Annotated in this window: 23 protein-coding genes; 18 read left to right on the top strand and 5 right to left on the bottom strand. The window is 61.0% G+C overall.

What is annotated here, in order from left to right; all coding sequences use genetic code 11:
* Positions 1-251 precede the first annotated feature (251 nt).
* The 3 genes from ACXAED_RS16580 to ACXAED_RS16590 form a co-directional block, all read right to left on the bottom strand.
* Positions 252-1,862, bottom strand: coding sequence for an FAD-dependent oxidoreductase (locus tag ACXAED_RS16580; RefSeq protein WP_475051505.1), 1,611 nt, complete (start codon positions 1,860-1,862; stop codon positions 252-254).
* A gap of 684 nt (positions 1,863-2,546) precedes the next feature.
* Positions 2,547-3,533, bottom strand: a complete 987-nt coding sequence (locus ACXAED_RS16585; RefSeq protein WP_475051508.1) for a zinc-dependent alcohol dehydrogenase family protein — start codon at positions 3,531-3,533, stop codon at positions 2,547-2,549.
* Positions 3,534-3,661: 128 nt separating this feature from the next.
* Complete coding sequence (locus ACXAED_RS16590; RefSeq protein WP_475051511.1) at positions 3,662-4,570, bottom strand: LysR family transcriptional regulator; 909 nt, start codon at positions 4,568-4,570, stop codon at positions 3,662-3,664.
* A gap of 118 nt (positions 4,571-4,688) precedes the next feature.
* On the opposite strand from ACXAED_RS16590, the gene ACXAED_RS16595 reads away from it, so the two are divergent.
* The 6 genes from ACXAED_RS16595 (at position 4,689) to ACXAED_RS16620 (ending at position 10,499) form a co-directional block, all read left to right on the top strand.
* Entirely contained in the window at positions 4,689-5,678 is a 990-nt protein-coding gene (locus ACXAED_RS16595; RefSeq protein WP_475051514.1) for a thiamine pyrophosphate-dependent dehydrogenase E1 component subunit alpha, read from the top strand.
* Positions 5,679-5,695: 17 nt separating this feature from the next.
* Positions 5,696-6,715 carry an alpha-ketoacid dehydrogenase subunit beta gene (locus ACXAED_RS16600; protein WP_475051516.1) on the top strand — a complete coding sequence of 340 codons (1,020 nt, stop codon included), beginning with the start codon at positions 5,696-5,698 and terminating at the stop codon, positions 6,713-6,715.
* Between the two features lie 132 nt (positions 6,716-6,847).
* On the top strand, positions 6,848-7,150 hold the full coding sequence (locus tag ACXAED_RS16605; protein ID WP_475051518.1) for a DUF1330 domain-containing protein: 303 nt from the start codon (positions 6,848-6,850) through the stop codon (positions 7,148-7,150).
* Positions 7,147-8,196: an LLM class oxidoreductase gene (locus ACXAED_RS16610; RefSeq protein ID WP_475051520.1), complete on the top strand. Its 1,050-nt coding sequence runs from the start codon at positions 7,147-7,149 to the stop codon at positions 8,194-8,196. Before ACXAED_RS16605 ends, ACXAED_RS16610 begins: the two co-directional genes overlap by 4 nt.
* Before the next feature lie 18 nt (positions 8,197-8,214).
* Complete coding sequence (locus ACXAED_RS16615; protein ID WP_475051523.1) at positions 8,215-9,000, top strand: SDR family NAD(P)-dependent oxidoreductase; 786 nt, start codon at positions 8,215-8,217, stop codon at positions 8,998-9,000.
* A 203-nt stretch (positions 9,001-9,203) separates the two neighbouring features.
* Positions 9,204-10,499 carry a cation:proton antiporter gene (locus tag ACXAED_RS16620; protein ID WP_475051526.1) on the top strand — a complete coding sequence of 432 codons (1,296 nt, stop codon included), beginning with the start codon at positions 9,204-9,206 and terminating at the stop codon, positions 10,497-10,499.
* 153 nt (positions 10,500-10,652) lie between these two features.
* Here ACXAED_RS16620 and ACXAED_RS16625 read toward each other — a convergent pair whose 3' ends face one another.
* Positions 10,653-12,059: a hypothetical protein gene (locus tag ACXAED_RS16625; RefSeq protein WP_475051528.1), complete on the bottom strand. Its 1,407-nt coding sequence runs from the start codon at positions 12,057-12,059 to the stop codon at positions 10,653-10,655.
* Between the two features lie 232 nt (positions 12,060-12,291).
* On the opposite strand from ACXAED_RS16625, the gene ACXAED_RS16630 reads away from it, so the two are divergent.
* The 8 genes from ACXAED_RS16630 (at position 12,292) to preA (ending at position 20,272) form a co-directional block, all read left to right on the top strand.
* Complete coding sequence (locus ACXAED_RS16630; protein ID WP_475051530.1) at positions 12,292-13,701, top strand: UbiA family prenyltransferase; 1,410 nt, start codon at positions 12,292-12,294, stop codon at positions 13,699-13,701.
* Positions 13,698-14,117, top strand: coding sequence for a GtrA family protein (locus tag ACXAED_RS16635; protein ID WP_475051532.1), 420 nt, complete (start codon positions 13,698-13,700; stop codon positions 14,115-14,117). The genes ACXAED_RS16630 and ACXAED_RS16635 overlap by 4 nt, the downstream gene beginning before the upstream one ends.
* Positions 14,114-15,442: an FAD-binding oxidoreductase gene (locus tag ACXAED_RS16640; protein ID WP_475051534.1), complete on the top strand. Its 1,329-nt coding sequence runs from the start codon at positions 14,114-14,116 to the stop codon at positions 15,440-15,442. Before ACXAED_RS16635 ends, ACXAED_RS16640 begins: the two co-directional genes overlap by 4 nt.
* Positions 15,439-16,176 (top strand): SDR family oxidoreductase, encoded by a 738-nt coding sequence (locus tag ACXAED_RS16645; protein WP_475051536.1) that lies wholly within the window; start codon positions 15,439-15,441, stop codon positions 16,174-16,176. Before ACXAED_RS16640 ends, ACXAED_RS16645 begins: the two co-directional genes overlap by 4 nt.
* Positions 16,177-16,296: 120 nt before the next feature.
* Positions 16,297-16,695, top strand: coding sequence for a RidA family protein (locus tag ACXAED_RS16650; protein WP_475051537.1), 399 nt, complete (start codon positions 16,297-16,299; stop codon positions 16,693-16,695).
* Positions 16,696-16,783: 88 nt separating this feature from the next.
* Positions 16,784-17,425 carry a cupin domain-containing protein gene (locus tag ACXAED_RS16655; RefSeq protein WP_475051539.1) on the top strand — a complete coding sequence of 214 codons (642 nt, stop codon included), beginning with the start codon at positions 16,784-16,786 and terminating at the stop codon, positions 17,423-17,425.
* 155 nt (positions 17,426-17,580) lie between these two features.
* Positions 17,581-18,915: an NAD(P)-dependent oxidoreductase gene (locus tag ACXAED_RS16660; protein WP_475051540.1), complete on the top strand. Its 1,335-nt coding sequence runs from the start codon at positions 17,581-17,583 to the stop codon at positions 18,913-18,915.
* 52 nt (positions 18,916-18,967) lie between these two features.
* Positions 18,968-20,272 (top strand): NAD-dependent dihydropyrimidine dehydrogenase subunit PreA, encoded by a 1,305-nt coding sequence (preA, locus tag ACXAED_RS16665; RefSeq protein ID WP_475051542.1) that lies wholly within the window; start codon positions 18,968-18,970, stop codon positions 20,270-20,272.
* Between the two features lie 88 nt (positions 20,273-20,360).
* On the opposite strand, the gene ACXAED_RS16670 is transcribed toward preA, so the two are convergent.
* Complete coding sequence (locus tag ACXAED_RS16670) at positions 20,361-20,975, bottom strand: TetR family transcriptional regulator C-terminal domain-containing protein (protein ID WP_475051545.1); 615 nt, start codon at positions 20,973-20,975, stop codon at positions 20,361-20,363.
* 270 nt (positions 20,976-21,245) lie between these two features.
* Here ACXAED_RS16670 and ACXAED_RS16675 point away from each other — a divergent pair, with 270 nt between their 5' ends.
* From ACXAED_RS16675 to ACXAED_RS16690, 4 genes are all read left to right on the top strand, one after another.
* Positions 21,246-22,496: a Zn-dependent hydrolase gene (locus tag ACXAED_RS16675; protein WP_475051548.1), complete on the top strand. Its 1,251-nt coding sequence runs from the start codon at positions 21,246-21,248 to the stop codon at positions 22,494-22,496.
* 131 nt (positions 22,497-22,627) lie between these two features.
* Entirely contained in the window at positions 22,628-24,082 is a 1,455-nt protein-coding gene (hydA, locus tag ACXAED_RS16680) for a dihydropyrimidinase (RefSeq protein WP_475051551.1), read from the top strand.
* A gap of 60 nt (positions 24,083-24,142) precedes the next feature.
* On the top strand, positions 24,143-24,982 hold the full coding sequence (locus ACXAED_RS16685; protein ID WP_475051554.1) for an ABC transporter ATP-binding protein: 840 nt from the start codon (positions 24,143-24,145) through the stop codon (positions 24,980-24,982).
* Between the two features lie 99 nt (positions 24,983-25,081).
* The gene (locus tag ACXAED_RS16690) at positions 25,082-25,999 is read left to right on the top strand and encodes an ABC transporter permease (protein ID WP_475051556.1); all 918 of its coding nucleotides are present in this window, start codon (positions 25,082-25,084) and stop codon (positions 25,997-25,999) included.
* Positions 26,000-26,022: the final 23 nt, after the last annotated feature.

The raw sequence follows: 26,022 nt of genomic DNA on the forward strand, positions 1-26,022 counted from the left end.
GCCAGTCATCGAACCGTGGCTTACCATAGCTGTTGGGAAAGTAGAGTCCCAACCGAGCCGTCTGCTCGCCGGTCGATCTAAACAAGCTGCTCACCACGCCTCCTGGAATTCAGAAGCCTGGATCAGGCCGGAGCAGCAGCTTTAACCAAATCAATGAGTTTAGAATTTACGACATCAATCCGGTTGGCCGCAGGTTCTTTGAACAGGGTATTCTGGGTTGATTGTCCAAGCCGCGCTAAGCGGCGGCCCAGTCACTCCTGCACGTGCTCCCAGACTTGCGAGATTACGACGGAACCCTCCCCAACTGCGGATGCTACTCGTTTGACCGATCCGGCACGGACATCCCCAACGGCGAACAGCCCCGGGCATGACGTTGCAAAGGTTGAGGTTGTTCCAGCCTGAGAGCCCGTCAAAACAAAGCCCTTTTCGTCCAGCTGACAGGTGTCTGCCAGCCAGCCGGTGTTGGGAGCCGCACCGACCATGATGAAAGCGGCAGGGCAGTCCAGCTGCCAATCCGTTCCGTCGCGGTCGACAGTGACGCTGTTCATGGCATCGCCGCCATGCAGGCTCTTGAGTTGTGACCGGTAGTGGATGGTGATCCGAGGATCAGCGTTCAGCCTCGACAGCAGGTAGTCGGACATCGACGCGGCCAGACTATCCCCGCGCACCAGAACATGAACATGTTTCGCAGTCCGCGACAGGTACATTGCGGCTTGCCCGGCCGAATTGCCGCCCCCCACAACGATGACGTCGGAGTCCTTGCAGTAACGCGCCTCCATCTCGGTCGCGGCATAGTAGATGCCAAGCCCTTCAAATCCCTCTAGCCCCTCCAAGGGCAGCCGCCGGTATTGAACACCCGTTGCAACGACAACTGTTCTGGCGCACAGCTGTTGCTCATTATCCAGCGTCACGCAGAAGATGCCGTCTTTGCGATGCTCTAACCGGGTGGCGCGCCTGGGCCTGAGGAAGCGAGCTCCAAACTTCATGGCTTGAACCTCACCGCGCCAAACAAGGTCGGCCCCGGAGATGCCTGTCGGGAACCCCATGTAATTCTCGATCCGGCTGGATGTGCCGGCCTGGCCGCCAACAGCAAGGTCTTCCACCAGAACAGCGGAAAGCCCTTCTGCCCCGGCGTAGACCGCCGCCGCCACGCCCGCTGGCCCGCCGCCCACAATCAGCACGTCGACGGTTTCATCGCATTCAAATGCCTGCTCAAGGCCCAAAAGCTGCGCAACCTTAGCCGGCGTCGGGTCGTCAACGACACGGTTGTGGCCGAATACCACGGCTGGTTTTTCCCCGATAAGGCGGCAAGTTTGCCTGACATCATCGGCGTCGGCCGATCCCAGTTCCAAGGTCTGGAAAGGGATTTTGTTTCGGATCGCAAACTCGGCAATACGGCGAATGTTGCGGTCCTGGTCGACGCCGATGAGTGTGAGCGAGCTGTCCCCATCCTCGATCTGCCGCCGTCTGCGTGCGGCAAAAACCGAAATCACGATGTCCGACATTTCCGGGATGCGGGACATCGCATCCAGCATCAGATTCCGGGGGACCGCAATGACACGGGTATCCTCCTTGGCGCGCATCGGCAGCGTATACGCACCGCCGCTGAGGAAGGCGATTTCTCCCAGGAACTGCGTTGGCCCGAGGGAGTCCGGCAGGTAGGCCTCCCTGGTGTAGGGATCGATCACTTCAATTCTGCCGTCCAGAATGTATAGAAACGTGTCCATTGGATCGCCGACTTCGGCGATAATCTGGCCAGCTGAATATGTGAGTTCGTTTCCCAATTCCCTCAAGGTGTCGACATGGCTTTGATGCAGGGGCGTTCGGGTCATTTCACGAAGGTTGGCTGCCAGACTTTCCATAGATCGGTCTCCTTTGGCTTGGCCCCGCCGTGCTGTCTGCGGATTTCTCGAACTTGTGCAGTTATAACCGCGATGAGAGGCGCCTCGAGATTGGAACCGCGTAGCTGGCGAACAGGTCTGCTCCCGTGCAAACTTGCTGAAACCAGCTTCGTTGGTGAACGGATGTAGCTCAGATTGGAAAGACTGCAAGCATCCGGCCTTCTTGGCAGGTGACGCGGTTCGGCTGCTATTCGCGTCAGCCGAACCGCATCAAAGCACTCTGAATGCGCGGTATTGGGAAGGCATGTCAGGATCCTGAAATCTTGTTCCGCTGAGCAGAACTATTCTTGTTTCGAGCCGGATCCCGACATGTTCTTTAAATTTCCAATGCTATTGGCACTACCGGCCACACAATATTGCAACTACAGTGTTTAGCGCTGCTGAGCTCCACTTCTCCTGATCGGTGCGTAACTGGTCGATGTCTTTATCATAGCTGTACGGGCTTGCCCGTAATATGCTCGATTTAGCGCTGCGGACTGGATCCCAAGCTAAGGTATGACCCGGTAAGAACTTACATTAAAATTCAACAGACGGGCAGTGACAGCTTGAGCTAGCGTCCGCGCAAGGCGCTGAAGGGCCCACGTCAACCTTTCGGCCACTGGGAACATCACACGCTGGTTTTAAATCGATGCGGTCCGATATCCATTATATGCTGACAACGACCTTGCCCACTGCCTCGCCTCCGGTTAGCCGCGCATAGGCGTCACCAACCTGCTCGAACGCAAACTCCTGTACGTCGACAACAGGTTTGAGGGCTCCGCCATCGGCGATCTTGGCCAATTCGCGCAGGATTGTGCCATGTGCCTCGCGGCCCTGATCATGAAGCATCGGGATGAGCATGAAAACGACGTGAATCGACAGCCCTTTGAGATGCGCGGATGTAAGATCGACAGATTGAAGAGCGAGGGTCGTCGCCACATGGCCGTTGAGCTTAGCTGCGTCAAAAGATCCCGGAAGGTTTGCGCCCCCGACCGTGTCGAACACAACGTCGAACCCTTCGCCATCTGTATACTCAGCTACCAGATCGGGCGTACTCTTCGCCTTGAAGTCGATCGGGGTGGCACCCAGCGATTGAATGGTCTGCAAGCGTTTCTGACCCGTGTCGGTTGCGTACGCATCCGCACCCCAGTGCTTGGCAATCTGCACAGCGATATTGCCGACGCCGCCGGATCCGCCTTGAACCAGGACTTTATCGTCTTGAGAAAGCCCGGCCCGGCTCAATGCCTCATACGCCGTTATCCCAACCAATGGTAAGGCTGCCGCCTCGCGCATGGACAACGCGGCCGGCTTATGAGCTATCAACCGTGCATCCGCCGCGATGTATTCAGCCAGCGCGCCTTGCAGGTCGGCGAGCCCTCCTGCGCAGCCATAGACCTCATCACCGATGCTAAAGTCCGAAACACCGGCGCCTACCTCCTCGACTGTTCCCGCAAAATCCATGCCAAGGATCGCCGGAAGCGCAGGCGCAAAGCCAAGATCCGTCCCCATGTTGCGGATCATTGTGTCAATCGTATTGACGCTTGTTGCGGCAATGCGGATCAGGACCTGTCCTTCCGCGGCAGAAGGCTTTGGCCGGTCGGCAACCTTGAACGGTGCAGTTTCGCCATATTGCTCGAGTATCATCGCGCGCATCGACGTGCTCCTGTGTCAGCTTCGGCTGTTGCAAGTATGACCTGAAAAATTACCGGCAAAAGCCTGAACATCGAAGTTCAGTTTTCGTCATTTCGATATAATAGACAGTGCGCTACTGAATCAGCCAATCAAGCTCGCAGCCATGGCGGGTCACTGCCTATGCGCTCGATAAGGAAATCAATCAGGGCACGTACCTTCGGTGAGATGACATTTGATTTTGGATAGACAAGGGCGAGCACAGCCTGGTCATCAATGACATAGTCAGGCAGCACACGTTCGAGCCTGCCAGCACGCAGATCGCGGTCTACTCCCCATAGCGAATTCATGGATATTCCCGCTCCGGCAACTGTTGCCGCTCTCTGACTTGCGCCGTCATCGACGATTAGGCGGCATCCTGCCGCTGCTGGGTCAAAGGCGGTTTCCTTGCCATCAAGACCGCGAAGCGGGCGTGGTGCATCATGGCGGAATCCGATCAAATGATGGTCCGCCAGATCGTCGGGCGTAACGGGGGATCCATGTTCGGCCAGGTATCCAGGAGCCGCCACAAGGATACGCGTATCGTCTGCGAGCTTTCGCATTTTGAACGATGAATCTGTCAAAGGCGCGCTTCGCAGCGCCAGATCGAACGATCCCTCTATAAGATCCAGCGGCAAATCAGACAGCCGGAGGTCAAGCTTCAAATCCGGATAGAGTGCGAGAAGTTCGGGAAGCAGGGGAGCTATGTATTCCTTGGCAAATGTGGACGAGGCTGCGAAGCGCAGCGTGCCCGCTATCCTTGGCTTACCCCGTCCCAAAGCTGCCAAACCCGCCTCGTGCTGCGCCAGAATTTCGCGAGCAAAAGGCAAAAACTCCGCGCCTTCAATCGAGATAGACACTTTGCGCGTCGAGCGATGCAGCAACTGCGTGCCAAGTTCGTGCTCCAGCTTCGCCAGGCGAGCGCTCGACGCGGCCGGCGCCATGCCAAGGGTACGGCCGGCTGCGCTGATGTTCAGCATCTCGGCCGAAAGCACGAAGAGGCGCAGGCTGTCTGTGTCCATTTGATTATATCTATTTTGTGAAAACTGAACTCAATATTGAGGCCTTTATGCCGTCTTCTCAACTGCCAACATAGGTGACGCAGCGGAAAGGAGAGCATGCCGCAGAGAGGAGAAAATTATGGAACCTTCAAAAGACCAGCAGATTTGGATGTATCGGACGATGGTGACCAGCCGTCGTTTTGATGAAGCGATTGGCGAGATCTACATGGAGGGCAAAGAGCCCAAAATGGATTTCTCCAAAGGCCCCCTGCCGGGCGAAATGCACCGCAGCGATGGTCAGGAACCGACCGCCGTTGGCGTCTGTGCGCACCTGAACGATGGCGACGTGGTGACCGGATCGCACCGCCCCCACCACGAGGCAATCGCCAAAGGAGTCGACCTCAACATGATGGCAGCAGAGATTTTCGGCAAAGAGACCGGCCTGTCCAGCGGCATGGGCGGACACATGCACCTGATCGATTCCGAAAAGAACTACAGTTGCTCTGGCATCATTGCCCAAGGCGTCGCGCCCGCGGTTGGCGCCGCACTAAGCCGGAGCATTCAGGGCGTTCCCGGTGTTGCTGTCGCCTTTATCGGCGAAGGCGGGGTGAATGAAGGGGCCTGGCACGAGGCCATGAACCTCGCAGCTGTCTGGAAGCTGCCTTTCGTCTGTGTGGTTGAAGACAATGGATGGAGCATTTCCACTCCGAAGAAGACTTCGACATCGGTTCAACGGAACAGTGATCGCGCCGCGTCCTACGGCGTCCCTGGTTACTATGTCGAAGGCAACGATCCTTACGAGATCTTTCGCGTCTCGGGCGAGGCGATTGAACGGGCCCGCCGGGGCGAGGGACCGTCAGTCATCGAAATTGAAACCTACCGCCTGGAAGGTCACTTTGTCGGCGATGATTTCAGCTACCTTCCCGATGGCGAGCTCGAAGAACAGCGCGGCAAGGATCCGATCCCGAAGATGCGGGAGAAGATGATCGCGGACGGAGTGGCGACGGCCGAAGAGCTTGATGCAATCGAGCAGGAGGCCAAAGCCAAAGCCGAACAAGCCGTCAAGTTTGGCAATGAAAGCGCGTATCCCTCGCCGCAATTCGCGCGCGATGCGGTCTTTGCAGCCTAAATCTCAAGGAGGATACAATGAGTACGCAAAAGGAGCGCGCGCTCACCAGCGCGCAAGCCATCGCTGAAACCCTCAAACAGGAGATGCAGCGCGACGAGAAAGTCTTCGTCATGGGCGAGGACGTCGGTACATTCGGCAGCCTTTACGGAAACACTCAAGGGCTTCTCGACGAGTTCGGCAAAAAACGTGTCCGTGACACGCCGATTTCCGAGACCGCGATCATTGGTGCTGCTGTGGGCGCGGCGGCAGACGGAATGCGCCCTGTCGTGGAGCTGATGTTCGTGGACTTCTTCGGTGTCTGTTTTGATGCGATCTACAACCTGATGGCCAAGCACCATTTCCTGTCGGGCGGAAAGGTCAAGGTGCCGATGGTGCTGATGACGGGGACCGGCGGCGGATACGCCGACGGTGCGACCCAGTCGCAAAGCCCTTATGCCGCCTTCGCGCATTTTCCGGGCATGAAGGTGGTCTCGCCGTCCAATTCCCATGATGCCAAAGGGTTGCTCACAGCGGCCATCCGCGACGACAATCCGGTTGTCTACATGTTCGACAAGCGGCTTCATGGACTGGCCTGGCTGTGGTCCGAAGACGCTGCCGCGGTCCATGTCCCTGAAGAGAGCTATACCGTGGAGATCGGCAAGGCGAAGGTCGCTCGCGAAGGCAGTGACGTCACCATCGTTGGTATCGGCATGGGCGTTCATAATGCGTTGAAAGCAGCGGATCAGCTCGCAAGCCAGGGCGTCAGTGCGGAAGTTGTCGACCTGATGAGTCTTGTGCCGCTGGATCGCGAAACGATCGGCAAGAGTGTCGCAAAAACCGGACGTCTGATCGTCGTGGATGATGACTACCTGAGCTACGGTATGACGGGCGAGATCATCGCCTCGGTCACTGAGCACGATATCACTATGCTCAAGTCCGCGCCAAAACGGATCGCTCACCCGGACGTTCCGATTCCTTGCGCGCGCGAGGCCGAAGCTGCGTTCCTGCCGGACGCGAACAAGATCGTCACCGCCTGGAGCGAGATGACAACGGCCTAGGCACGAGTTTGCCCCATGCGCCGCCGGCGTTCGAGACGTTGGGCGGCGCGAACTCTCTACCGCTCGTCCAGTGCAATCCTGAACTGGCGAAACCGGTCATAGCAAACACGTCCCTGATGGAGGTTCATTCCCATGACTGCCTACTCTGTTCTCGAAGTTACCCCGACCAACGAAGACTGGATCGAGGACTATCTGCCAACCGCCAACAAAGTGATTGCCCGGCACGGCGGAAAATACCTCGCCCGCACGGAAACTCATGAGGTTCTGGAAGGGGACAACCGCGAAGTTGGCCTGCGCATTGTTATTGAATGGCCATCGATGGATGCCGCCAGAGTTTTCGAGAACGATCCTGAATACAGGCCGCATCTTGAGACGCGCCTCGCGAACTCGCGCAGCCACCATGCGCTTATCGAAGGCAAGGATGACCTAAGTTGAGGAGTATCGCGCCCCCTATCAGTCGCGCCGGATGCACTTCGGACCGTGAAACGCGCAGCGGCAAGAAACCGCAGGTCAACGATTTGAATCGCGGGTTTCGCAATACGTTCCGATCCGGCCGGCTGAGTATCGGGCTCGTGGCGCCGATCGAGGCGTATCCAAATAGCTCGGTCCCCGCCCTTGAACGGCACGTCGAGCGGGCGCAGCTTGCCGACCGGCTTGGCTTTGCGGCCATCTGGGTGCGCGATGTGCCCTTCAACGTGCCGTCGTTCGGCGACGCCGGTCAGATCTTCGATCCGTTCACCTATCTTGGCCTGCTCGTCGGCAAGACGCAGCGCATTGCGCTCGGCACCGCTTCGATCATCTTGCCGCTGCGTCATCCCGCGCATGTGGCGAAGGCTGCGGCGACGGTGGACGCCCTTTCGGGAGGGCGTCTGCTGCTCGGTGTTGCGTCCGGCGACCGACCGGAGGAATACCCGGCCATGGCGGCAGATTTCGAGCAGCGCGGCGCGCTGTTCCGCCAGGCGTTCGAGTACATCCGCCATATGGCCGAGCCATTTCCCACGGTCGCAAACACCTTCGGTTCATTGAACGGAGGTGCCGACTTGCTGCCGAAACCTGCAGCCGGACGCGTCCCCCTACTCGTGACCGGCAGCTCCCGTCAGGACACCCGCTGGACAGCGGAGCATGCAGATGGGTGGATGACCTATCCGCGCGATCCAGCGGCGCAGGCGAACATTGTGCGCGTCTGGCGTGAGCAGGTTGCAGACGTAAGTCTCATGGTCAAACCGGTAATGCAGCCGCTTTACGTGGATCTCGCTGACGACGAAGAGCGGCCAACGCCGATCCACCTGGGCTTCCGCGCCGGTATGAGCTTCCTGCGCGATTACATTGCGCAGTTGCAGGATGCAGGCGTGAACCACGTCGCCCTTAACTTGCGCTTCAACCGCGCCAGCATCGAAGAGACGCTGCACCGGCTGGCCGAAGAGCTGCTTCCCGGGTTCCATACGGGCGAGGGCAAATACAAAGACACTGTCAGCGACTAAGACCAGAAAGGACACATCATGACCGATACGAAAACAATAATGATCACTGGCTCGACCGACGGTATTGGCCTCGCGACCGCGCGCACGCTTGTGGCGGAAGGGCACAAAGTTCTCATCCACGGGCGCAGCGCGACCAAGTTGGAGAGCGTGCAAGCCGAGTTGGGTGAGAAGGTGGAAACGCATCGAGCCGATTTATCGGATTTGGATGCGGTAAGGGCAATGGCCGGTGTCATACGAGAGCACCACGGCCACCTTGATGTGCTCATTAACAATGCGGGCGTCTATAACGTCCCCGCGGAGCGCACGCCGTGTGGTCTTGATATGCGCTTTGCGGTGAATACGATCGCGCCTTATGTGCTGACGCGTGCGCTGTTGCCGATTATCCCTTCTGGCGGACGTGTTGTAAATCTGTCGTCTGCTGCGCAGGCCCCTGTCGACCTCAAGGCTTTGCGCGGCGGGATTTCCCTTTCCGCTGGCGCGGCCTACGCCCAAAGCAAACTTGCCCTAACCATGTGGACCAACGCTGTTGCTGACGAACTCAGCAGCGGCCCCGTCGTTGTGTCGGTCAATCCGGGCTCTTTGCTGGCCACCAATATGGTGCGGGACGCCTTCAACACAGCTGGTCAGGACATAGGTATCGGGGTAGACATCTTGGTGCGCTCGGCCACGTCTTCCGAATTTGCAGACGCCACAGGCCGTTACTTCGATAATGATGCTGGTCGTTTCGCGCAACCGCACCACGATGCAACCGACCTTGCGAAGTGTCGAGCCGTCGTGCAGACGATAGAGGATGTGTTGGCCTGATGCACTTGTCGGTAAGCGCACCATGAGCAGGCCCCGCACGGCGCGCCGGAAGATCTGCCTATCCATCGCGAACCTCCAGTGTCAACCTGTGTGGTTTCGCCTCGGCCGTTGCAGAACGCCGCCATTGAACGTCGCAGGAAAGCACTTCGCCAACTCAACCAGAATTGCATCATCGATACGGGGTACATGTTAGGAATGTTCATATGTTGGATACGATCGACCCGCGCGATGTTGTCTATACGATCGTTGGGCTGGCCCTGTTCGGCCTTACACTCGAGTCGGCGCTGTCCCGATATCGGATAGTTAATCTGCCTGCGCTCTACGTCCTATTGGGAGCGCTAGCAGGTTGGCTTGGACTGGCAGAAATCAACCCGCTCAAAGGTGGTTGGCAAACCAGTGTGGTCGAACATGCGTCAGAGTTGATAGTGATCATTTCTCTGGCCGGTGCCGGGTTAGCAATTGACACACTGGGAAGTTGGCGCAACTGGAAGCCTACCTGGTGGCTTCTCATAATTGCGATGCCCTTAACGATTGCGGCGGTTGGCTTGAGCGGCTTTCACATCCTAAGTCTTTCGATCCCGGGAGCTTTGCTTCTCGCCGCTTCGTTGGCACCAACGGATCCTGTCTTGGCACGCTCCGTTCAAGTATCTCCACCAGGCCAAGACGAAGAGCCGATGCAGGTCGCGCTTACCGCAGAGGCAGGAATGAACGACGGTCTGGCTTTTCCCTTTGTCTACCTCTCAATTCATGCCGCCGTGCTCGGTGCCGGGCAAATGACTTCAGGCGAAATTTGGCTGTTGGACTGGATTGGCTTTGATGTCTTTTATCGCATCACGGTCGGGTTAGGATTGGGATACGCGGTAGGCTGGCTTGTTTCAAAGATCATATTTAGTTCGTTCGGAGATGGATCGCAGGGTGCTTGGAACGCCGTGGTCGTCATCCTATCGGCGACACTTTTGAGTTACGGCATTGCGGAAGCAGCAGATGGTTACGGCTTTCTGGCGGTTTTCGTAGCCATGCGCGCTGGGCGCTCCAATTCTCGCGGAACTGACGGCGAGGGGTACGAAAAATATGCACACCACGGAGCGGAGCAATTGGAAGCCATTCTGCTCGCAGTCCTTTTGTTGTGGCTCGGGACTTTCATCAGCGCTGGCGCTCTAGAAGGTCTTGTCTGGGCCGAGGTGGCTTTCGCCGTCGTTCTAATCTGCGTGATCCGGCCAGCCGCAGGACTACTTGCTCTGCTTATGGTAGACTGCGATCGGATCAGCCGCTTCAATGTGGCCTTCTTCGGAATTCGAGGAATGGGAACGGTTTTCTACATTGCCTACGCTCAAACGCATGCAGAGTTCAGTGACATCGACGCTGTTTGGCGTATCGCAGTTCTAACCATTCTGCTCTCGATCATAATCCACGGTTATGCGGCGAATTTTATTTTGAAAGACGAGACCTCTACGGCTGACCGAAGACATCCCCTCAAATCTGAAGGCAGGTCCAACTAAGGTCTGAACTTCGTTAACGGGGCGTCCCAGTCAAGCGGATTTAGGCAGGAAGATTGATCCGCTAAAGCGGTTTCTCTGGTTCCATTCTAGCCCGTTCTGCTTCCTCCCGTGGCATTCGGCTGAGGTCTTTCGGGTACATGCTTTCATCCGTGGTTAGCGCGAGCCGTCTGCCGAAGGCAGGTTCTCTGCACCCGCGCGCCCGGCCAGCCGCCTGAGGCGGCGGCCAGCCTCCAAGACCACCACCGCATAAAGCCCCCAAAACAGCGGATGCAGCGTGTATCGCATGCGCTCCTGCTCGGGACCGTTCACCGCGTGCGCCACCCCCAGGAACAAGACCACGGACAGCAGCATCACCTGGAAGAACGCCCGCCGTGCCTCTTCCTGGTCCCGGCGGGCAAGCTCCGCCAGCGCGATCAGTGCAAACAGGTTCAGCGCCAGGGTCAGGAACCGCGACAGGCTGGGATCAATCACGATCTTGTTGTCTCCGGTCAGCACCCGATGGGTGTCGGGCAGCTTGGGGAAGCGGTCCCAATTGAGCGGCGGGAACAGGTATTCGTTCGGCCACAGCGACAGGCTGGTGGAGGCGCGCACGACCACACCGGCGGCATACTGCAGGGGGCTGGCCGAAATCACCTCCAGCGATTTCTTCAGGCAGGACTTGGAATAAGTGATCATCCGCGGATCATTCAGTGCGCTGCCCACGTGCTGGCCGATCAGCCCATGGGTCTCGGCAAAGGTCTTGAAGGAACAGCCCTCAATCCGCTCAGGCGCCACTTGCGAGACGTTCAGACCCAGCCAGCTGCCCGAGCTGAAAATGCCAAAGACCGCCTTGTTCTTGACCGATGGCAGCAGCGACACCGCCAGCGTCAGGGCCAGAATGGCGGCGCGCAGCGGTCCGGCACCGGCCTTGTACAGCACCAGGCCGCCAACCAGCAGGATGTATATCGGGTGAAACAGCGTCCAAGTCAGTGACAGGACCGCCAGAAAGGCACAGAACAGCAGGAAGTACAGCGTCCGGCGCGTTTTCAGCAGCATCAGGACGCAAAGGCAGGACAGGGCAAAAAGCGCTGCAGTGAAATGGGCATAGAGGATGAAGTTCTCGTAATAGAACACGGCCGGCGACAGCACGTAGGCCAGCGGCAGCAGCCAGGCCATCCACCGCGACGGGGTCAGCAGGCGCAGGGCTGCGAACATGCTGGCTGCGGTCACGACCGTCAGCAGCACATGACTGCCCCAGATCAGCTGGATCATGCAGGCCTCCTGCGCATTGCAGGCCTTGGCCGCCAGCCCCAGCAGGAAGTTCCAGAACGGCGGCTGCGAATGCAAGGTTATCAGCGCATCCAGCAGCCCGTCATGCAGCTGCTGCACCGGCAGGTGCTGGTACGCCTCGGAGAGGTGGACGGGATCGGGGCGGATCTCCAGCAGCAGCGCCGCCAGGGCCCGGGAGACCAGCACGATCACCGCAGCGGCAAGGGTGAATACCTTGGTTTCACGCGGCAGCGAAGCCGGCCCGAGCGCCGGTGAAGGCGCCGTGCCGGGAGCGTGTGGAGGAGTTGTCATGCCAGACCTCAAAGCTTTTTCCCGGTTATATGCGACCCGGCACGTGCAGGAAATTCCCCGAGCCGGACAACACCTGCGGCGCAGGCATCGGTGCAACAGGCGGTTCCGGCGCTGGCAAGTTGACACCTAGCCAAAAAGCAGAGCTGCTGGTACAAGCGGGGCAGGGACAAAACCTTCTTTCGGTTGACTTAATTTGACGACAGTTTCATCGCTTCCGGCCGGGCAGCCCGGCATGCTCGCCGTCGACCTGGATGGCACCCTGCTGCGCAGCAATATCCTCTATGAAAGCTTTTGGTCGTCCTTCGGCCGCGACTGGAAAAGCCCCCTTACCGCGGCGGTCGCGCTGCTGAAAGGGCGGGCCGCTCTGAAGCGGCATCTGGCCGGCACGTCCCGGATTGACGCGGCAAGCCTGCCCTATGACCCGGAGGTGATGGAGTATGTCAGGGACTGGCGGCAGCGCGGCGGCCAGACCGCGCTGGTGACCGCCAGCGACCAGTCCATCGCCGATCAGATTGCGGCCCACGTGGACCTGTTTGACGAGGTGCATGGCTCCACCGGCACCGAAAACCTGAAAGGCCCGGTCAAGGCGGAGTTCCTGCAAGACCGGTTCGGCGCGGGCGGTTTTGCCTACATGGGCGACTCCCCTGCCGATCTGCCGGTCTGGCGGCTTGCGGCCAAGGCGGTCACCGTGAACGCCGCGCCGGCGCTCCGCAAGAAGGCAGAGCAGGCCGCAGCCGAGACGGAGCATCTGGCGACGGCGGAGCCTTCACCGTCGGCCTATGTTAAGGCGCTGCGGCCGCATCAGTGGCTGAAGAACGTCCTGGTCTTCCTGCCGATGCTGGCCGCGCATCAGCTGGACATGGTCACCCTGATGCAGTCACTGCTGGCGTTCCTCTCGTTCAGCCTGATCGCCTCCAGCGTTTATGTGGTGAATGACCTGCTGGACCTGAACGCCGACCGCGCTCATCCGCGCAAACGCTTCCGGCCCTTTGCCGCAGGCCGCATCCCGATCGAGCATGGCAGCTGGATGGCGGCGGCGCTGTTTCTGGGCGGATTGGCGGCGGCCCTGCCGCTGGGTCTTCTGTTCCTTGGAGTCATCCTGCTTTATTATGCGATGACAACCGCTTACTCCCTGCATTTCAAGCGGATGATCGTGATGGACATCTGCCTGCTGGCCGGGCTTTACACCATCCGCATCGCCGCGGGCGGCGCGGCCACAGGGATTCCGCTGTCGGTCTGGCTGCTGGCGTTTTCCATCTTCTTCTTCTTTTCGCTGGCCGCTGTGAAACGCCAGGCGGAGCTGGTCGACAGCGCCAAGCGCCAGCAGCTGACTGCCAAGGGGCGCGGCTACCATGTTGACGACCTGCCAGTGATCTCGATGATCGCCATCGCCGCGGGCTATGTCTCGGTGCTGGTTCTTGCGCTCTACCTCAACTCGCCCGCGGTGGCCGGTTTGTACACCACGCCGCAGGGGCTGTGGGGGATTTGCTGCGTGCTGCTTTACTGGATCACCAGCACGGTGATGCTGGCCCACCGCGGTCAGATGCAGGACGACCCGGTGGTCTATGCGGCGCGCGACCGCGGCAGCCAGTTGTGCTTCCTGATCGCGATCTCCTTTGCGGTCTGGAGCAGCGCGATATGACCCTGCAGCAGCTCCTGGTCCGCTACACCGCATTTGCGGCGGCCGCCACTGCGGTGAACCTCGCCACCCAGCGCGCGGTGCTGCAGGCGGGGGAGACCGGTGCCTATTTCATCGCCGCCATGGCCGCAGGAACCCTGGCCGGGCTGGTGGTCAAATACCTGCTCGACAAGCGCTGGATCTTCTTTGACCAGCAGGGCGGCCTGAAACACCAGGGACGGACATTTTTGCTGTACTCGGTGATAGGGATTGCGACCACGGCAGTGTTCTGGATCACCGAGACGCTGTTCTGGCTTACCTGGGGCACCGACGCGGCGCGCGAGACCGGGGCGATACTGGGGCTGGTGATCGGCTACACGGTGAAATACCAGCTGGACCGGCATTTCGTTTTTGCCAGCCGAATAGCGGAGGCGGAATGAGGCGGCTGTCCGGCTGGGGCAACTACCCCGTGACCCAGGCGCAGCTGCTGGCGCCGCGCAGCGAGGCTGAGCTGCAGCGGCTGATCACCGGAAACCCCTCTGTCATCGCCCGCGGCAATGGCCGCGCCTATGGCGATAGCGCGGTCGGTGTGCCTGCGACCCTGCACATGCGCCATTTCAGCAAGATGATCTCCTTCGATGCCAAGACCGGCCTGCTGGTGGCGGAAAGCGGCGTTCTGCTCGGCGATATCATCTCTGCCTTCCTGCCGCGCGGCTGGTTTCCGGCGGTGGTGCCGGGCACCAAGTTCGTGACCCTGGGCGGTGCGATTGCCGCCGATGTGCATGGCAAGAACCACCATAAGGACGGCAGCTTCCGCAGCTGCCTGGAGTGGGTCGATGTTATGGGGGCGGATGGGACGGTCCGCCGCTGCTCTGCCTGGGAAAACAGCGAGTTATTCAACTGGACCGCTGGCGGCATGGGGTTGACAGGCGTGATCCTTCGGGCCGCCATCCGCCTGCGTAGGGTGCCCTCTGCCTGGATCCGCCAGGAGACGCTACCGGCGGCAAATCTCGACGCTGCCATCGAAATCTTCGAACGCTCCGCCGCCGCAACCTATTCGGTTGCCTGGATCGACTGCCTGGCAGGCGGGGACACGCTGGGCCGGTCGCTGGTTATGCTGGGGGAACATGCCGGACTTCAGGATCTCAGCTATGAACAGGCGGCGCGGCCCTATGCTGTCCCCAGCGCAGGCAAGCGCACCGTGCCGCCGGTGTTCCCATCCTTTGCACTGAACCGTTTCACCGTGCGCGCATTCAATGCTGCCTATTACTGGGCGGGTGCCCGCAAAGCCGGGCGGCATATCACCGACTATGACAGCTACTTCTTCCCGCTAGACGCGCTTTTGGGCTGGAACCGGATCTACGGGCGCAAGGGCTTTGCCCAGTTCCAATGCGTGCTGCCGCTCAATAGCGCGCGGCCGGGCTTGCGCGCGCTTCTGCAGGCGATCTCCGCCGCCGGGCAGGGGTCCTTCCTGGCGGTGCTCAAACGGCTGGGGCCGCAGGACAGCCCCTTTTCCTTCCCGATGGAGGGCTACACGCTGGCGCTGGACTTCCCGGTCAACCGCCGCAGCCTGCCGCTGATGCAGGAGCTCGACCGTATCACCATAGCCCACGTCGGCCGTTTCTACCTGGCCAAAGATAGCCGGATGAGCCGGGACACGCTGCGCGCTGCCGACCCCAGGGCTGCAGAATTTGCCGGGATGCGGCAGATGTCCGGGCTGCACCCATCCTTCCAGTCCGCCCAGTCGCAAAGGCTTTCGCTATGACCAAATCCCCCGTTCTGATCCTTGGCGCCCGGTCTGACATCGGCCTGGCGGTCGCTCATGCCTATGCTGCGCAAGGCCACCCGGTGCAGCTGGCCGCCCGCAATGCCGACGATCTGGACCCTCAGAAGACCGATCTGGAACTGCGCCACGGCGTGCCGGTCACCTTGCATGAATTCGACGCCCTGGCGCTGGAGGATCACGAGGGCTTTGCCGACGCGCTGCCTGAGCTGCCGGGTATTGCGGTCTGCGCGGTTGGGTTCATGGGAGAGCAGGCCGAGAGCGAAACCAGCCCCGCCGCCGCGGCGCGCGTGCTGCGCAGCAACTTAGAAGGCCCGGCCAGCATCCTGTCGGTTCTGGCCAGCCGGTTCGAGCAGCGCGGTTCCGGCACACTGGTCGGCATCAGCTCGGTTGCCGGCGACCGCGGCCGCGCCACCAATTACGTTTACGGCTCCGCCAAGGCAGGTTTTACCGCCTTTCTGTCCGGCTTGCGCAACCGGCTGGCCCGCAAGGGCGTGCATGTGGTCACCGTTCTACCGGGCTTTGTCGCCACGCAGATGACCGAAGGCATGGACCTGCCGGAAAAGCTGACCGCCCAGCCCGAGGAAGTCGCCCGCGCCATCACCGATGCCACCGCCAAGCAAAAAAGCATCGTCTATGTGCGGCCGGTCTGGCGGCTGATCATGCTGATCATCCGCAACATCCCGGAAGGCGTGTTCAAGAAGCTGAGCATCTGACCGGCGCGGCACCCACGCTGCATGGCGGGTTTGCTTCAGGCTTATAAGTTTTAAGCTTGAAATAAATCCCGCCGCGGCGCTATTGTCGGCAGCAGGCATTATCAGTAAAGGAGCCCCGCCATGCCGGCCATCAGTGTGCATCCCGAAGGGTGGAAGCCCGCCAAAGGTTACGCCAACGGCATGGTTGCAGAGGGCAAGCTGCTGTTTGTCGGCGGCCAGATCGGCTGGACCGCGGAACAGGTTTTCGAGGCGCAAGATTTCATCGGCCAGATGAGCCAGGCGCTGCGCAACATTCTGGAGGTGGTCGAAGCCGCAGGCGGCACCGCCGAAGACATCACCCGGTTGACCTGGTATGTAACTGACAAGGCGGAATACCTCGCCCACCAGGCGGAAGTCGGCAAAGCATACCGCGCGGTGATGGGCTATCACTTCCCGGCCATGACCATGGTCGTCGTCTCGGCGCTGGTCGAGGACGAAGCCAAAGTGGAAATCGAAGCCACAGCGGTGCTGCCCGGCTGACGCTGCGGATCAAGCACGGTTTCGTGAACGCTCTTCCCTTGCCCCCGGCCAGCCGCCACATTGGCTGGCGCAGTCAGGGGAGAGAGACATGCGTATCAATGCCGACTTCACCAAACGCGCCGCGGTGCATTTCGAGGACACGCCCTGGGTGCCCAGCCCGGCTCCGGGGGTAGAGCGCAAGATGCTTGACCGCATCGGCGAGGAGGTTGCCCGCGCCACCACCATCGTCCGCTTTGCGCCGGGCTCCGCCTATGATCCGCATGTGCACGACGGCGGAGAGGAGTTTCTGGTGCTGGACGGCGTGTTCCAGGACGAGCACGGCGATTTTCCCGCGGGCTCCTATGTCCGCAATCCACCCACCACCAGCCACACGCCCGCCGCGGCAGAGGGGGCGGTGATCCTTGTCAAGCTGCACCAGTTCGACCCCGCGGACCGCACCGAGGTCAAATCCCGCACCGATGACAGCACCTCTCAGCAGCAGCTGTTTCAGGACGCGGTCGAGACGGTGATGCTACAAGCTTGGGAACCCGGGCAGGCGGTCAGCCTGGAGGCGCCCGGCGGGCTGGAGGTTTTTGTGGTCGAAGGCAGCTACAGCGAAAACGGCGAGGAATTCGCCCGTTGGGATTGGCTCCGTCTGCCGCCTGGCAGCCGGCTGGAGGCCCTGGCCGGTCCCGGCGGCGCGAAAGTGTGGATGAAAACGGGCCATCTTGCGCAAATGACTGCTGAATAGGCATCGCGGTTTTATATTTGCAAAACAGTTTCTTGCATGCCGCTCCTCCGGGGGCGGCAAAATTTTTGCCTGCCTGAAAAATTTTACCAGTTGATAAAAAATAAGACTGTGGCACTCTGAATAGCAAGAACAACCGAAAATCAGGGAGACACCCAATGGCGACCAGCCATCAGGCATCCGGCATTCAGGCAGCGCGGCTTGACGCTGCCGGGATCGCTGAGAATTTCTCGGACTTGCACCCGCCCTATGACGCGCATGAGGCCGCCGTGGCCGCCGACCGCTGCTATTTCTGCTATGACGCGCCCTGCATGACGGCCTGTCCGACCAGCATCGACATTCCCCAGTTCATCCGGGAAATCCAGGCAGGCCATCCCGAAAGCGCGGCCCGCACCATTCTGGAGCAGAACATCCTGGGCGGCATGTGCGCTCGGGTCTGCCCAACGGAAACCCTGTGCGAAGAGGTTTGCGTGCGGGAGACGGCAGAAGGCAAGCCGGTCGAGATCGGCCGCCTGCAGCGCTATGCCACCGACACACTGATGGCGAAGGGGGAACATCCCTTCACCCGCGCTGCCGCGACCGGCAAGAAGGTGGCCGTTGTGGGCGCGGGCCCTGCGGGCCTCTCTGCGGCGCACCGGCTGGCGATGCTGGGCCATGACGTGGTGGTCTATGACGCCAGGTCCAAGGCCGGCGGCCTCAATGAATTCGGTATTGCCGCCTATAAGACTACCAACGACTTTGCGCAGCGCGAAGTTGACTGGCTTCTGCAGATCGGCGGCATCACGATGGATTTCGGCAAAAAGCTGGGCGAGGACCTGTCGCTGGATGCGCTGAAGGAGGCGTATGACGCGGTGTTCCTCTCCATCGGTCTGGCCGGGGTCAATGCCCTGCGCGCGCCGGGCGAGGATATGGACGGTGTCCGCGACGCGGTGGACTTCATCGCTGAGTTGCGGCAGGCGGACGACCTCACCGCGCTGCCCGTGGGCCGAAACGTGGTGGTGATCGGTGGCGGTATGACCGCCGTTGATGCCGCGGTGCAGTCCAAGCTTTTGGGCGCCGAAAACGTTACCATCGCCTACCGCCGCAGCCGCGAGGAGATGGGCGCGAGCCGGTTTGAGCAGGATCTGGCGGCCTCCAAAGGGGTGAAGCTGATGTTCAACGTGATGCCGGTTGCGGTGCACGGCAATGGCGCAGCAGCAGAGGTGGAATTGGAGTATACTCAGGTCGCGGACGGCAAGGTTTCCGGCACCGGTGAGACCGTTCGCTTGGCCGCGGATCAGCTGTTCAAGGCGATCGGCCAGACGCTGGAAGGCCAGCCGGACGCGCTGGCGCTGGAGGGCCGCAAGATCAAGGTGGACGCCAACGGGCGCACTTCCGTGGCTGGAGTTTGGGCCGGGGGCGATTGCGCATCGGGCGGCGAGGACCTGACCGTGACCGCCGTGGCCGAGGGCCGCGACGCTGCAATGGACATTCACTCCAGCCTGATGGGCTGAGCCAGTCAGGAACGGGAAACCGTTCCGAGCTAGCCTTAAGAGGAGAGATCAAATGGCTGATCTGAAAACAGAATTTCTGGGGATCAAATCCCCCAACCCGTTCTGGCTGGCCTCCGCGCCGCCGACCGACAAGGAATACAACGTCCGCCGCGCATTTGAGGCCGGCTGGGGCGGTGTGGTCTGGAAGACCCTGGGCGCCGAAGGCCCGCCGGTGGTCAATGTGAACGGCCCGCGCTATGGCGCGATCTGGGGCGCCGACCGCCGCCTGCTGGGGCTGAACAATATCGAACTGATCACCGACCGGCCGTTGCAGACCAATCTGGAGGAGATCACCCGGGTCAAGAAAGACTACCCGGACCGGGCCGTGATCGTCTCGATCATGGTGCCCTGCGAGGAGCAGGCCTGGAAAGACATCCTGCCGCAGGTGGAGGCCACCGGCGCCGACGGGATCGAGCTCAACTTCGGCTGCCCGCACGGCATGGCCGAACGCGGCATGGGCTCCGCTGTGGGGCAGGTGCCGGAATACATCCAGATGGTCACCGAGTGGTGCAAGAAATACTACTCCAAGCCGGTGATCGTGAAGCTAACCCCGAACATCACCGACATCCGCCACCCGGCGCGGGCGGCGCATGCAGGCAATGCCGATGCGGTCAGCCTGATCAACACCATCAACTCGATCACCTCGGTGGACCTGGACAATATGGCACCGGAGCCGACGATTGGCGGGAAGGGCACCCACGGCGGCTATTGCGGCCCGGCGGTAAAGCCGATTGCGCTGAACATGGTGGCGGAAATCGCCCGCGACCCGCAGACACAGGGCTTGCCAATCTCCGCCATTGGCGGCGTCACCACCTGGCGCGACGCGGCAGAGTTCATGGCGCTGGGTGCAGGCAACGTGCAGGTCTGCACCGCGGCGATGACCTATGGCTTCAACGTGGTGAAGGAGATGATCTCCGGCCTGTCGAACTGGATGGACGGGAAGGGCTACACCTCCACCCGGGACTTCATCGGCATGGCGGTGCCGAATGTGACCGACTGGCAGTACCTGGACCTGAACTATGTGACCAAGGCCAAGATCAATCAGGACGACTGCATCAAATGCGGCCGCTGCTATGCGGCCTGCGAGGACACGTCGCACCAGGCGATTGCGATGAGCGAGGACCGGGTGTTCACCGTGAAGGACGACGAATGCGTCGCCTGCAACCTCTGTGTGAACGTCTGCCCGGTGGAAGGCTGCATCACCATGGAGGAGGTGCCCGCAGGCCAGATCGACGAGCGCACCGGCGAGGTGGTCTCGGGCGAATATGCCAACTGGACCACGCATCCGAACAACCCGTCGGCCACGGCCGCGGAGTGAGAAAAACGCGCCCTGACGGGCATGTGCCTCCGGCGGGGGTGTTTGGAGCAAGAGGAAAGGGCGGTCCATCCGGACCGCCTTTTTCATGTCAGCTTTTGGGCGTAAGCATCCGCCGGTACAGGGTTTCCAGATACTCCGGCGCGGCGTCGAACGGGTCTTCTTCCCCCATCAGCGTGCGCACCTGGGCGTCGAAATCTGCATAATGCTGGGTCAGCGACCAGATCGAGAACAACAGGTGCTGGGGGTGCGCCCGGTTGATCCGCCCGGCATCCATCCAGTCCTGCAGCAGCTGCGCCTTTTCCTCCACCAGCACCTTTAGGTCGGTCGCGATCACCTCGCGCAGCCGCGGTGCACCCTGTACGATTTCATTGGCATAAAGGCGGCTTTCGCGCGGGAAATCCCGGCTCATCTGCAGCTTGCGCTGCACATAGGCGAGAATCTCCTCCAGCGGATCGCCCTCAGGGTTCAGGCTTCGCAGCGGGTCCAGCCAGGTGTCCAGCAGCCCTGCCATCAGTTCGTTGAAAATCGCTTCTTTGGAAGGGAAGTAGTAAAGAAGGTTCGGTTTCGACAGCCCCGCCGCCTTGGCGATCTGATCCACGGTCGCGCCGCGGAAGCCGTGGCTGGAAAACACGTCCAGCGCCGCTTCCAGGATGGCAGCGCAATTCTTCTTCTGAATGCGGGTGGGCGCGCGGTCTGCGGGCATGGTCGTCCTTGTCTGGTTCTGCCGCCTGGGGCCGGCGAAAGCACGGAATTTCACCTGTTTCCTGCATCGGGGCCGTTTTTTGCAGGGCTCTTGCGGCAATTTCTTGACTGATGGTGAACCCGTGATAGCGTGAGTTTGACCAGTTGGTCAAATCAATGTCCGGATAGCGAACAGACCGGCTTGGTGAAGGACCAGCATTCGAAGCCACCTAACACGGCGTCAAGCCGGAGCAAGCCTGCAAAGACGGGCGCACAGGGAAGGAAGCTCGAGATGACGTCGCTTGGACAGAATCTGAAAATCAATGGCGACAGGCTGTGGGACAGCCTGATGGAGATGGCCAAAATAGGCCCCGGCGTGGCGGGTGGCAACAACCGCCAGACGCTGACGGATGAGGACGGCGAAGGCCGCGCGCTGTTCCGGAAATGGTGCGAAGAGGCTGGCTGCACCATGGGGCTGGACCAGATGGGCAACATGTTTGCAATGCGCGCAGGCTCCGACCCGGACGCGCTGCCGGTCTATGTCGGCTCGCACCTGGATACCCAGCCGACCGGCGGCAAGTACGACGGTGTTCTGGGGGTGCTGGCGGGGCTGGAGCTGATCCGCTCGCTCAACGACATGAACATCAAGACCAAGCACTCGATCGTGGCCACCAACTTCACCAATGAAGAAGGCACCCGCTATGCGCCGGCCATGCTGTCGTCGGGGGTGTTTGTCGGCATACACACCCAGGACTGGGCCTATGACAGGGAAGACGCGGAAGGCAAGAAATTCGGCGATGAGCTGAAGCGCATCGGCTGGCGCGGCGAGGAGGAAACCGGTGCCCGCAAGATGCACGCTTTCTTTGAGCTGCACATCGAACAAGGGCCGATCCTGGAGGCCGAGGGCAAGGATATCGGTGTCGTGACCCACGGCCAGGGCCTCAGCTGGACACAGGTGACCATCACCGGCAAGGACGCGCACACCGGCTCCACCCCGATGCCGATGCGCCGCAACGCGGGCCTTGCGATGGCGCGGATCCTTGAGGCGGTGGACGAGATCGCCTGGAGCCACGCGCCCCATGCTGTAGGCGCCGCGGGCCATATCGACGTTTACCCGAACTCGCGGAACGTGATCCCCGGCAAGGTGGTCTTTACCGTCGATTTCCGCAGCCCGGAGCTGGATGTGATCACCGATATGGAAAACCGCCTGCGCGAGAAGGGCACCCGGATTGCCGAGGAAATGGGAGTAGAGATCGAATTCGAGAAGGTCGGCGGCTTTGATCCCGTGGCCTTTGACGACGGCTGCGTGAGTGCAGTGCGCAATGCGGCGGAGCGGCTGGGCTATTCGCATCTGGATATCATCTCGGGCGCAGGCCACGATGCCTGCTGGATCAACCGGGTGGCGCCGACCGCGATGGTCATGTGCCCCTGTGTCGATGGCCTTAGTCACAACGAGGCCGAGGAGATCAGCAAGGAATGGGCCGAGGCTGGTGCCAATGTGCTGTTCCACGCGGTGGTCGAGACAGCGGAAATCGTGGAGTAGGGGGCGCTGCCCCCGCGGCCCCTTGGGCCGCTCCCCCAGAGTATTTCCGGAAAGATGAAACACGCTGCGGCAGACTGCGGAAGAGATAAGTGGAGGCGTGAAAATACGCCCCGATTTAGGGAGTTAAAACCATGAGTAAAGTCATCAAGAACGGCACCATCGTGACTGCCGATCTGACCTACAAAGCCGATGTTCTGATCGAAAACGGGGTCATCACGCAGATCGGCCCGAACCTGAAAGGCGATGAGGAATTGGACGCCACCGGCTGCTATGTGATGCCGGGCGGGATTGATCCGCACACCCATCTGGAGATGCCCTTCATGGGCACCTACAGCTCGGACGACTTTGAGTCCGGCACCCGCGCAGGGCTGGCGGGTGGCACCACCATGGTGGTGGACTTCGCGCTGCCCAACCCGGGCGAGAGCCTGCTGGACGCGCTGAAGCGCTGGGACAACAAATCGACCCGCGCCAACTGCGACTACTCTTTCCACATGGCGGTGACCTGGTGGGGCGAGCAGGTCTTTGACGATATCAAGACCGTAATCCAGGAGCGCGGCATCAACACCTTCAAGCATTTCATGGCCTACAAGGGCGCGCTGATGGTGAATGATGATGAACTCTATGCCTCTTTCCAGCGGCTGGCAGAGCTGGGCGGCATCGCCATGGTGCATGCGGAAAACGGCGACGTGGTGGCGGAATTGTCGGCCAAACTGCTGGCACAGGGCAACACCGGCCCGGAGGCGCATGCCTATTCCCGCCCGCCGCAGGTGGAGGGCGAGGCGACCAACCGTGCCATCATGATCGCCGATATGGCGGGTGTGCCGCTCTATGTGGTGCACACCTCTTGCGAGGACAGCCACGAGGCCATTCGCCGCGCCCGTATGCAGGGCAAGCGGGTTTGGGGCGAGCCGCTGATCCAGCATCTGACCCTGGATGAGAGCGAGTATTTCAACAAGGATTGGGACCACGCCGCCCGCCGGGTGATGTCGCCCCCGTTCCGTAATAAACAGCATCAGGACAGCCTGTGGGCCGGTCTGCAGTCGGGTTCGTTGTCGGTGGTGGCGACGGACCATTGCGCCTTTACCACCGAGCAGAAGCGCACGGGTGTTGGCGATTTCACCAAGATCCCGAATGGCACCGGCGGCCTGGAGGACCGGATGCCAATGCTGTGGACGCACGGTGTCGAAACCGGCCGCCTGACCCCGAACGAGTTTGTTGCCGTTACATCAACAAACATCGCTAAAATACTGAATTGTTACCCGAAAAAGGGCGCGGTGCTGGTTGGCGCCGACGCCGACCTGGTGGTCTGGGACCCGGAAAAGCGCAAGACGATTTCGGCGGATACCCAGCAGTCCTCGATCGACTACAACGTGTTCGAGGGGCATGAGGTGAAGGGCCTGCCGCGCTTTACCCTGACCCGCGGCCATGTGGCGGTGCAAGACGGCGAGATCAAGTGCCAGGAGGGCCACGGCAAGTTCGTCGCCCGGGAGGCCAACACCACGGTGAACAAGGCGCTGTCGACCTGGAAGGAACTGACGGCGCCGCGCCCGGTGGAGCGCACCGGCATCCCGGCAACAGGCGTGTAAATCAGGAGCGGGCTGCCGGAAACGGCGGCCCGTTTTCCTGCGTGAAATCAAGGCGAAGATATGAATATGGAACCGACCACCCAGGCAATCCGTCCCGAGGCCGCCGCGTCCGCACCAGCCCCCGCTGACTGCGTGATCGAGGCCCGGAACCTGGACCTGACCTTCCAGACCAACGACGGGCCGGTGCATGCGCTGAAGGATGTGAGCCTGGAAATCAACAAGGGGGATTTTGTCTCCTTCATCGGGCCTTCGGGCTGCGGCAAGACCACCTTTCTGCGCTGTATCGCGGCGCTGGAGACACCGACCGGTGGCAGCCTGTCCGTCAACGGCATGACCCCGGATGAGGCGCGCCGCAACCGGGCTTATGGCTATGTGTTTCAGGCGGCGGGGCTGTACCCGTGGCGGACTATCTCAAAGAACATCAAGCTGCCGCTGGAGATCATGGGGTATTCCAAGGCGGAGCAGGAAAAGCGCGTTAACCAGGTGCTGGAACTTGTTGAATTATCAAGCTTTGGCGGCAAGTTTCCCTGGCAGCTGTCGGGCGGGATGCAGCAGCGGGCCAGCATCGCGCGGGCGCTGGCGTTTGATGCCGATATCCTGTTGATGGATGAACCTTTCGGGGCGCTGGATGAGATCGTGCGCGACCATCTGAACGAACAGCTCTTGAAGCTGTGGGCGCGGACTAACAAGACCATCGGCTTTGTCACCCACTCGATCCCGGAGGCGGTGTATCTGTCGACCAAGATCGTGGTAATGTCGCCGCGGCCGGGGCGCATCCATGATGTCATCGACAGCACCTTGCCCAAGGAGCGGCCGCTGGATATCCGCGACAGCCCGGAATTTATCGAGATCGCCCACCGGGTGCGCGAGGGCCTGCGGGCGGGGCATGGCGATGACTGAACTTGCCAGAACGACCCGCCGGAATTGGGGGGTGCCATCCGTGCACCCCCTGTACACCCCCTGTGCACCGGTTGGCTGCCGTTTGCGGAGGGTGCAGCGATGAAGAACCTTGTTGCCGTCCTTACCGTTGTCGCGGCCATTATCGCCCTTTGGTATGCGGCCTGCGTGCCGATGAACATCAAGGGCGTGCTGGATCAGGCAGAGCGGGCAGGGGCGGAAGTGGTCCCGGCCACCGCCAAGGCGCGCCGGGACATGAGCGAGATCGGGCTGGTGGCGAAGAACACATTTGCCATCAATGACACCTGGGTGCAGGACCGCCCGCGGCTGCCCGCGCCGCATCAGGTGGCGGTGGAGCTGTGGGAGACCACGGTGGAGAAGAAGATCACCTCCAAGCGCAGCCTGATCTACCATGCGCAGGTGACGCTTTCGGCAACCCTGCTGGGGTTTGCCATCGGCACTGGCCTCGGCATCCTGCTGGCGGTGGGCATCGTGCATAGCCGGGTTATGGATATGTCGGTGATGCCCTGGGCGATTGTCAGCCAGACCATCCCGATCATCGCGCTGGCACCGATGATCATCGTGGTTCTCTACTCCATCGGGGTGCAAGGGATCATCCCCAAGGCGGTGATCTCGGCCTACCTCAGCTTTTTCCCCGTCGTTGTCGGCATGGTGAAAGGCTTGCGCGCGCCGGATGCGATGCAGCTGGATCTGCTGAAGACCTACAATGCGAATACCTCGCAAGGGTTCTGGAAGCTGCGGCTGCCGTCCTCGATGCCGTATCTGTTCGCGTCGCTGAAAATCGGCATTGCGGCGTCGCTGGTTGGGGCCATTGTCGGCGAACTGCCGACCGGCGCGGTTGCAGGGCTTGGTGCGCGGCTGCTGGCGGGCAGCTACTACGGGCAGACGGTGCAGATCTGGTCGGCGCTGTTTGCGGCGGCGATCCTGGCGGCGGCGCTGGTGGCCTTGCTGAGCTTGATCGAGAAGCTGGTCCTGCGCCGGATGGGGGTGCGGGCATGATGGATGTTTGGAAAGAGGGCTCT

It is taken from the genome of Leisingera sp. ABM4_103, assembly GCF_056158685.1.

What these genes read in the sequence shown, in the direction of transcription:
- ACXAED_RS16620 (WP_475051526.1), top strand. Translation starts at nt 9,204, where the DNA reads ATGTTGGATACGATCGACCCGCGCGATGTTGTCTATACGATCGTTGGG.
- ACXAED_RS16635 (WP_475051532.1), top strand. Translation starts at nt 13,698, where the DNA reads ATGACCCTGCAGCAGCTCCTGGTCCGCTACACCGCATTTGCGGCGGCC.
- ACXAED_RS16600 (WP_475051516.1), top strand. Translation starts at nt 5,696, where the DNA reads ATGAGTACGCAAAAGGAGCGCGCGCTCACCAGCGCGCAAGCCATCGCT.
- ACXAED_RS16650 (WP_475051537.1), top strand. Translation starts at nt 16,297, where the DNA reads ATGCCGGCCATCAGTGTGCATCCCGAAGGGTGGAAGCCCGCCAAAGGT.
- ACXAED_RS16595 (WP_475051514.1), top strand. Translation starts at nt 4,689, where the DNA reads ATGGAACCTTCAAAAGACCAGCAGATTTGGATGTATCGGACGATGGTG.
- ACXAED_RS16640 (WP_475051534.1), top strand. Translation starts at nt 14,114, where the DNA reads ATGAGGCGGCTGTCCGGCTGGGGCAACTACCCCGTGACCCAGGCGCAG.
- ACXAED_RS16660 (WP_475051540.1), top strand. Translation starts at nt 17,581, where the DNA reads ATGGCGACCAGCCATCAGGCATCCGGCATTCAGGCAGCGCGGCTTGAC.
- ACXAED_RS16590 (WP_475051511.1), bottom strand. Translation starts at nt 4,570, where the DNA reads ATGGACACAGACAGCCTGCGCCTCTTCGTGCTTTCGGCCGAGATGCTG.
- ACXAED_RS16675 (WP_475051548.1), top strand. Translation starts at nt 21,246, where the DNA reads ATGACGTCGCTTGGACAGAATCTGAAAATCAATGGCGACAGGCTGTGG.
- hydA (WP_475051551.1), top strand. Translation starts at nt 22,628, where the DNA reads ATGAGTAAAGTCATCAAGAACGGCACCATCGTGACTGCCGATCTGACC.
- ACXAED_RS16655 (WP_475051539.1), top strand. Translation starts at nt 16,784, where the DNA reads ATGCGTATCAATGCCGACTTCACCAAACGCGCCGCGGTGCATTTCGAG.
- ACXAED_RS16605 (WP_475051518.1), top strand. Translation starts at nt 6,848, where the DNA reads ATGACTGCCTACTCTGTTCTCGAAGTTACCCCGACCAACGAAGACTGG.
- ACXAED_RS16580 (WP_475051505.1), bottom strand. Translation starts at nt 1,862, where the DNA reads ATGGAAAGTCTGGCAGCCAACCTTCGTGAAATGACCCGAACGCCCCTG.
- ACXAED_RS16585 (WP_475051508.1), bottom strand. Translation starts at nt 3,533, where the DNA reads ATGCGCGCGATGATACTCGAGCAATATGGCGAAACTGCACCGTTCAAG.
- ACXAED_RS16645 (WP_475051536.1), top strand. Translation starts at nt 15,439, where the DNA reads ATGACCAAATCCCCCGTTCTGATCCTTGGCGCCCGGTCTGACATCGGC.
- preA (WP_475051542.1), top strand. Translation starts at nt 18,968, where the DNA reads ATGGCTGATCTGAAAACAGAATTTCTGGGGATCAAATCCCCCAACCCG.
- ACXAED_RS16685 (WP_475051554.1), top strand. Translation starts at nt 24,143, where the DNA reads ATGAATATGGAACCGACCACCCAGGCAATCCGTCCCGAGGCCGCCGCG.
- ACXAED_RS16690 (WP_475051556.1), top strand. Translation starts at nt 25,082, where the DNA reads ATGAAGAACCTTGTTGCCGTCCTTACCGTTGTCGCGGCCATTATCGCC.
- ACXAED_RS16630 (WP_475051530.1), top strand. Translation starts at nt 12,292, where the DNA reads ATGCTCGCCGTCGACCTGGATGGCACCCTGCTGCGCAGCAATATCCTC.
- ACXAED_RS16625 (WP_475051528.1), bottom strand. Translation starts at nt 12,059, where the DNA reads ATGACAACTCCTCCACACGCTCCCGGCACGGCGCCTTCACCGGCGCTC.
- ACXAED_RS16615 (WP_475051523.1), top strand. Translation starts at nt 8,215, where the DNA reads ATGACCGATACGAAAACAATAATGATCACTGGCTCGACCGACGGTATT.
- ACXAED_RS16670 (WP_475051545.1), bottom strand. Translation starts at nt 20,975, where the DNA reads ATGCCCGCAGACCGCGCGCCCACCCGCATTCAGAAGAAGAATTGCGCT.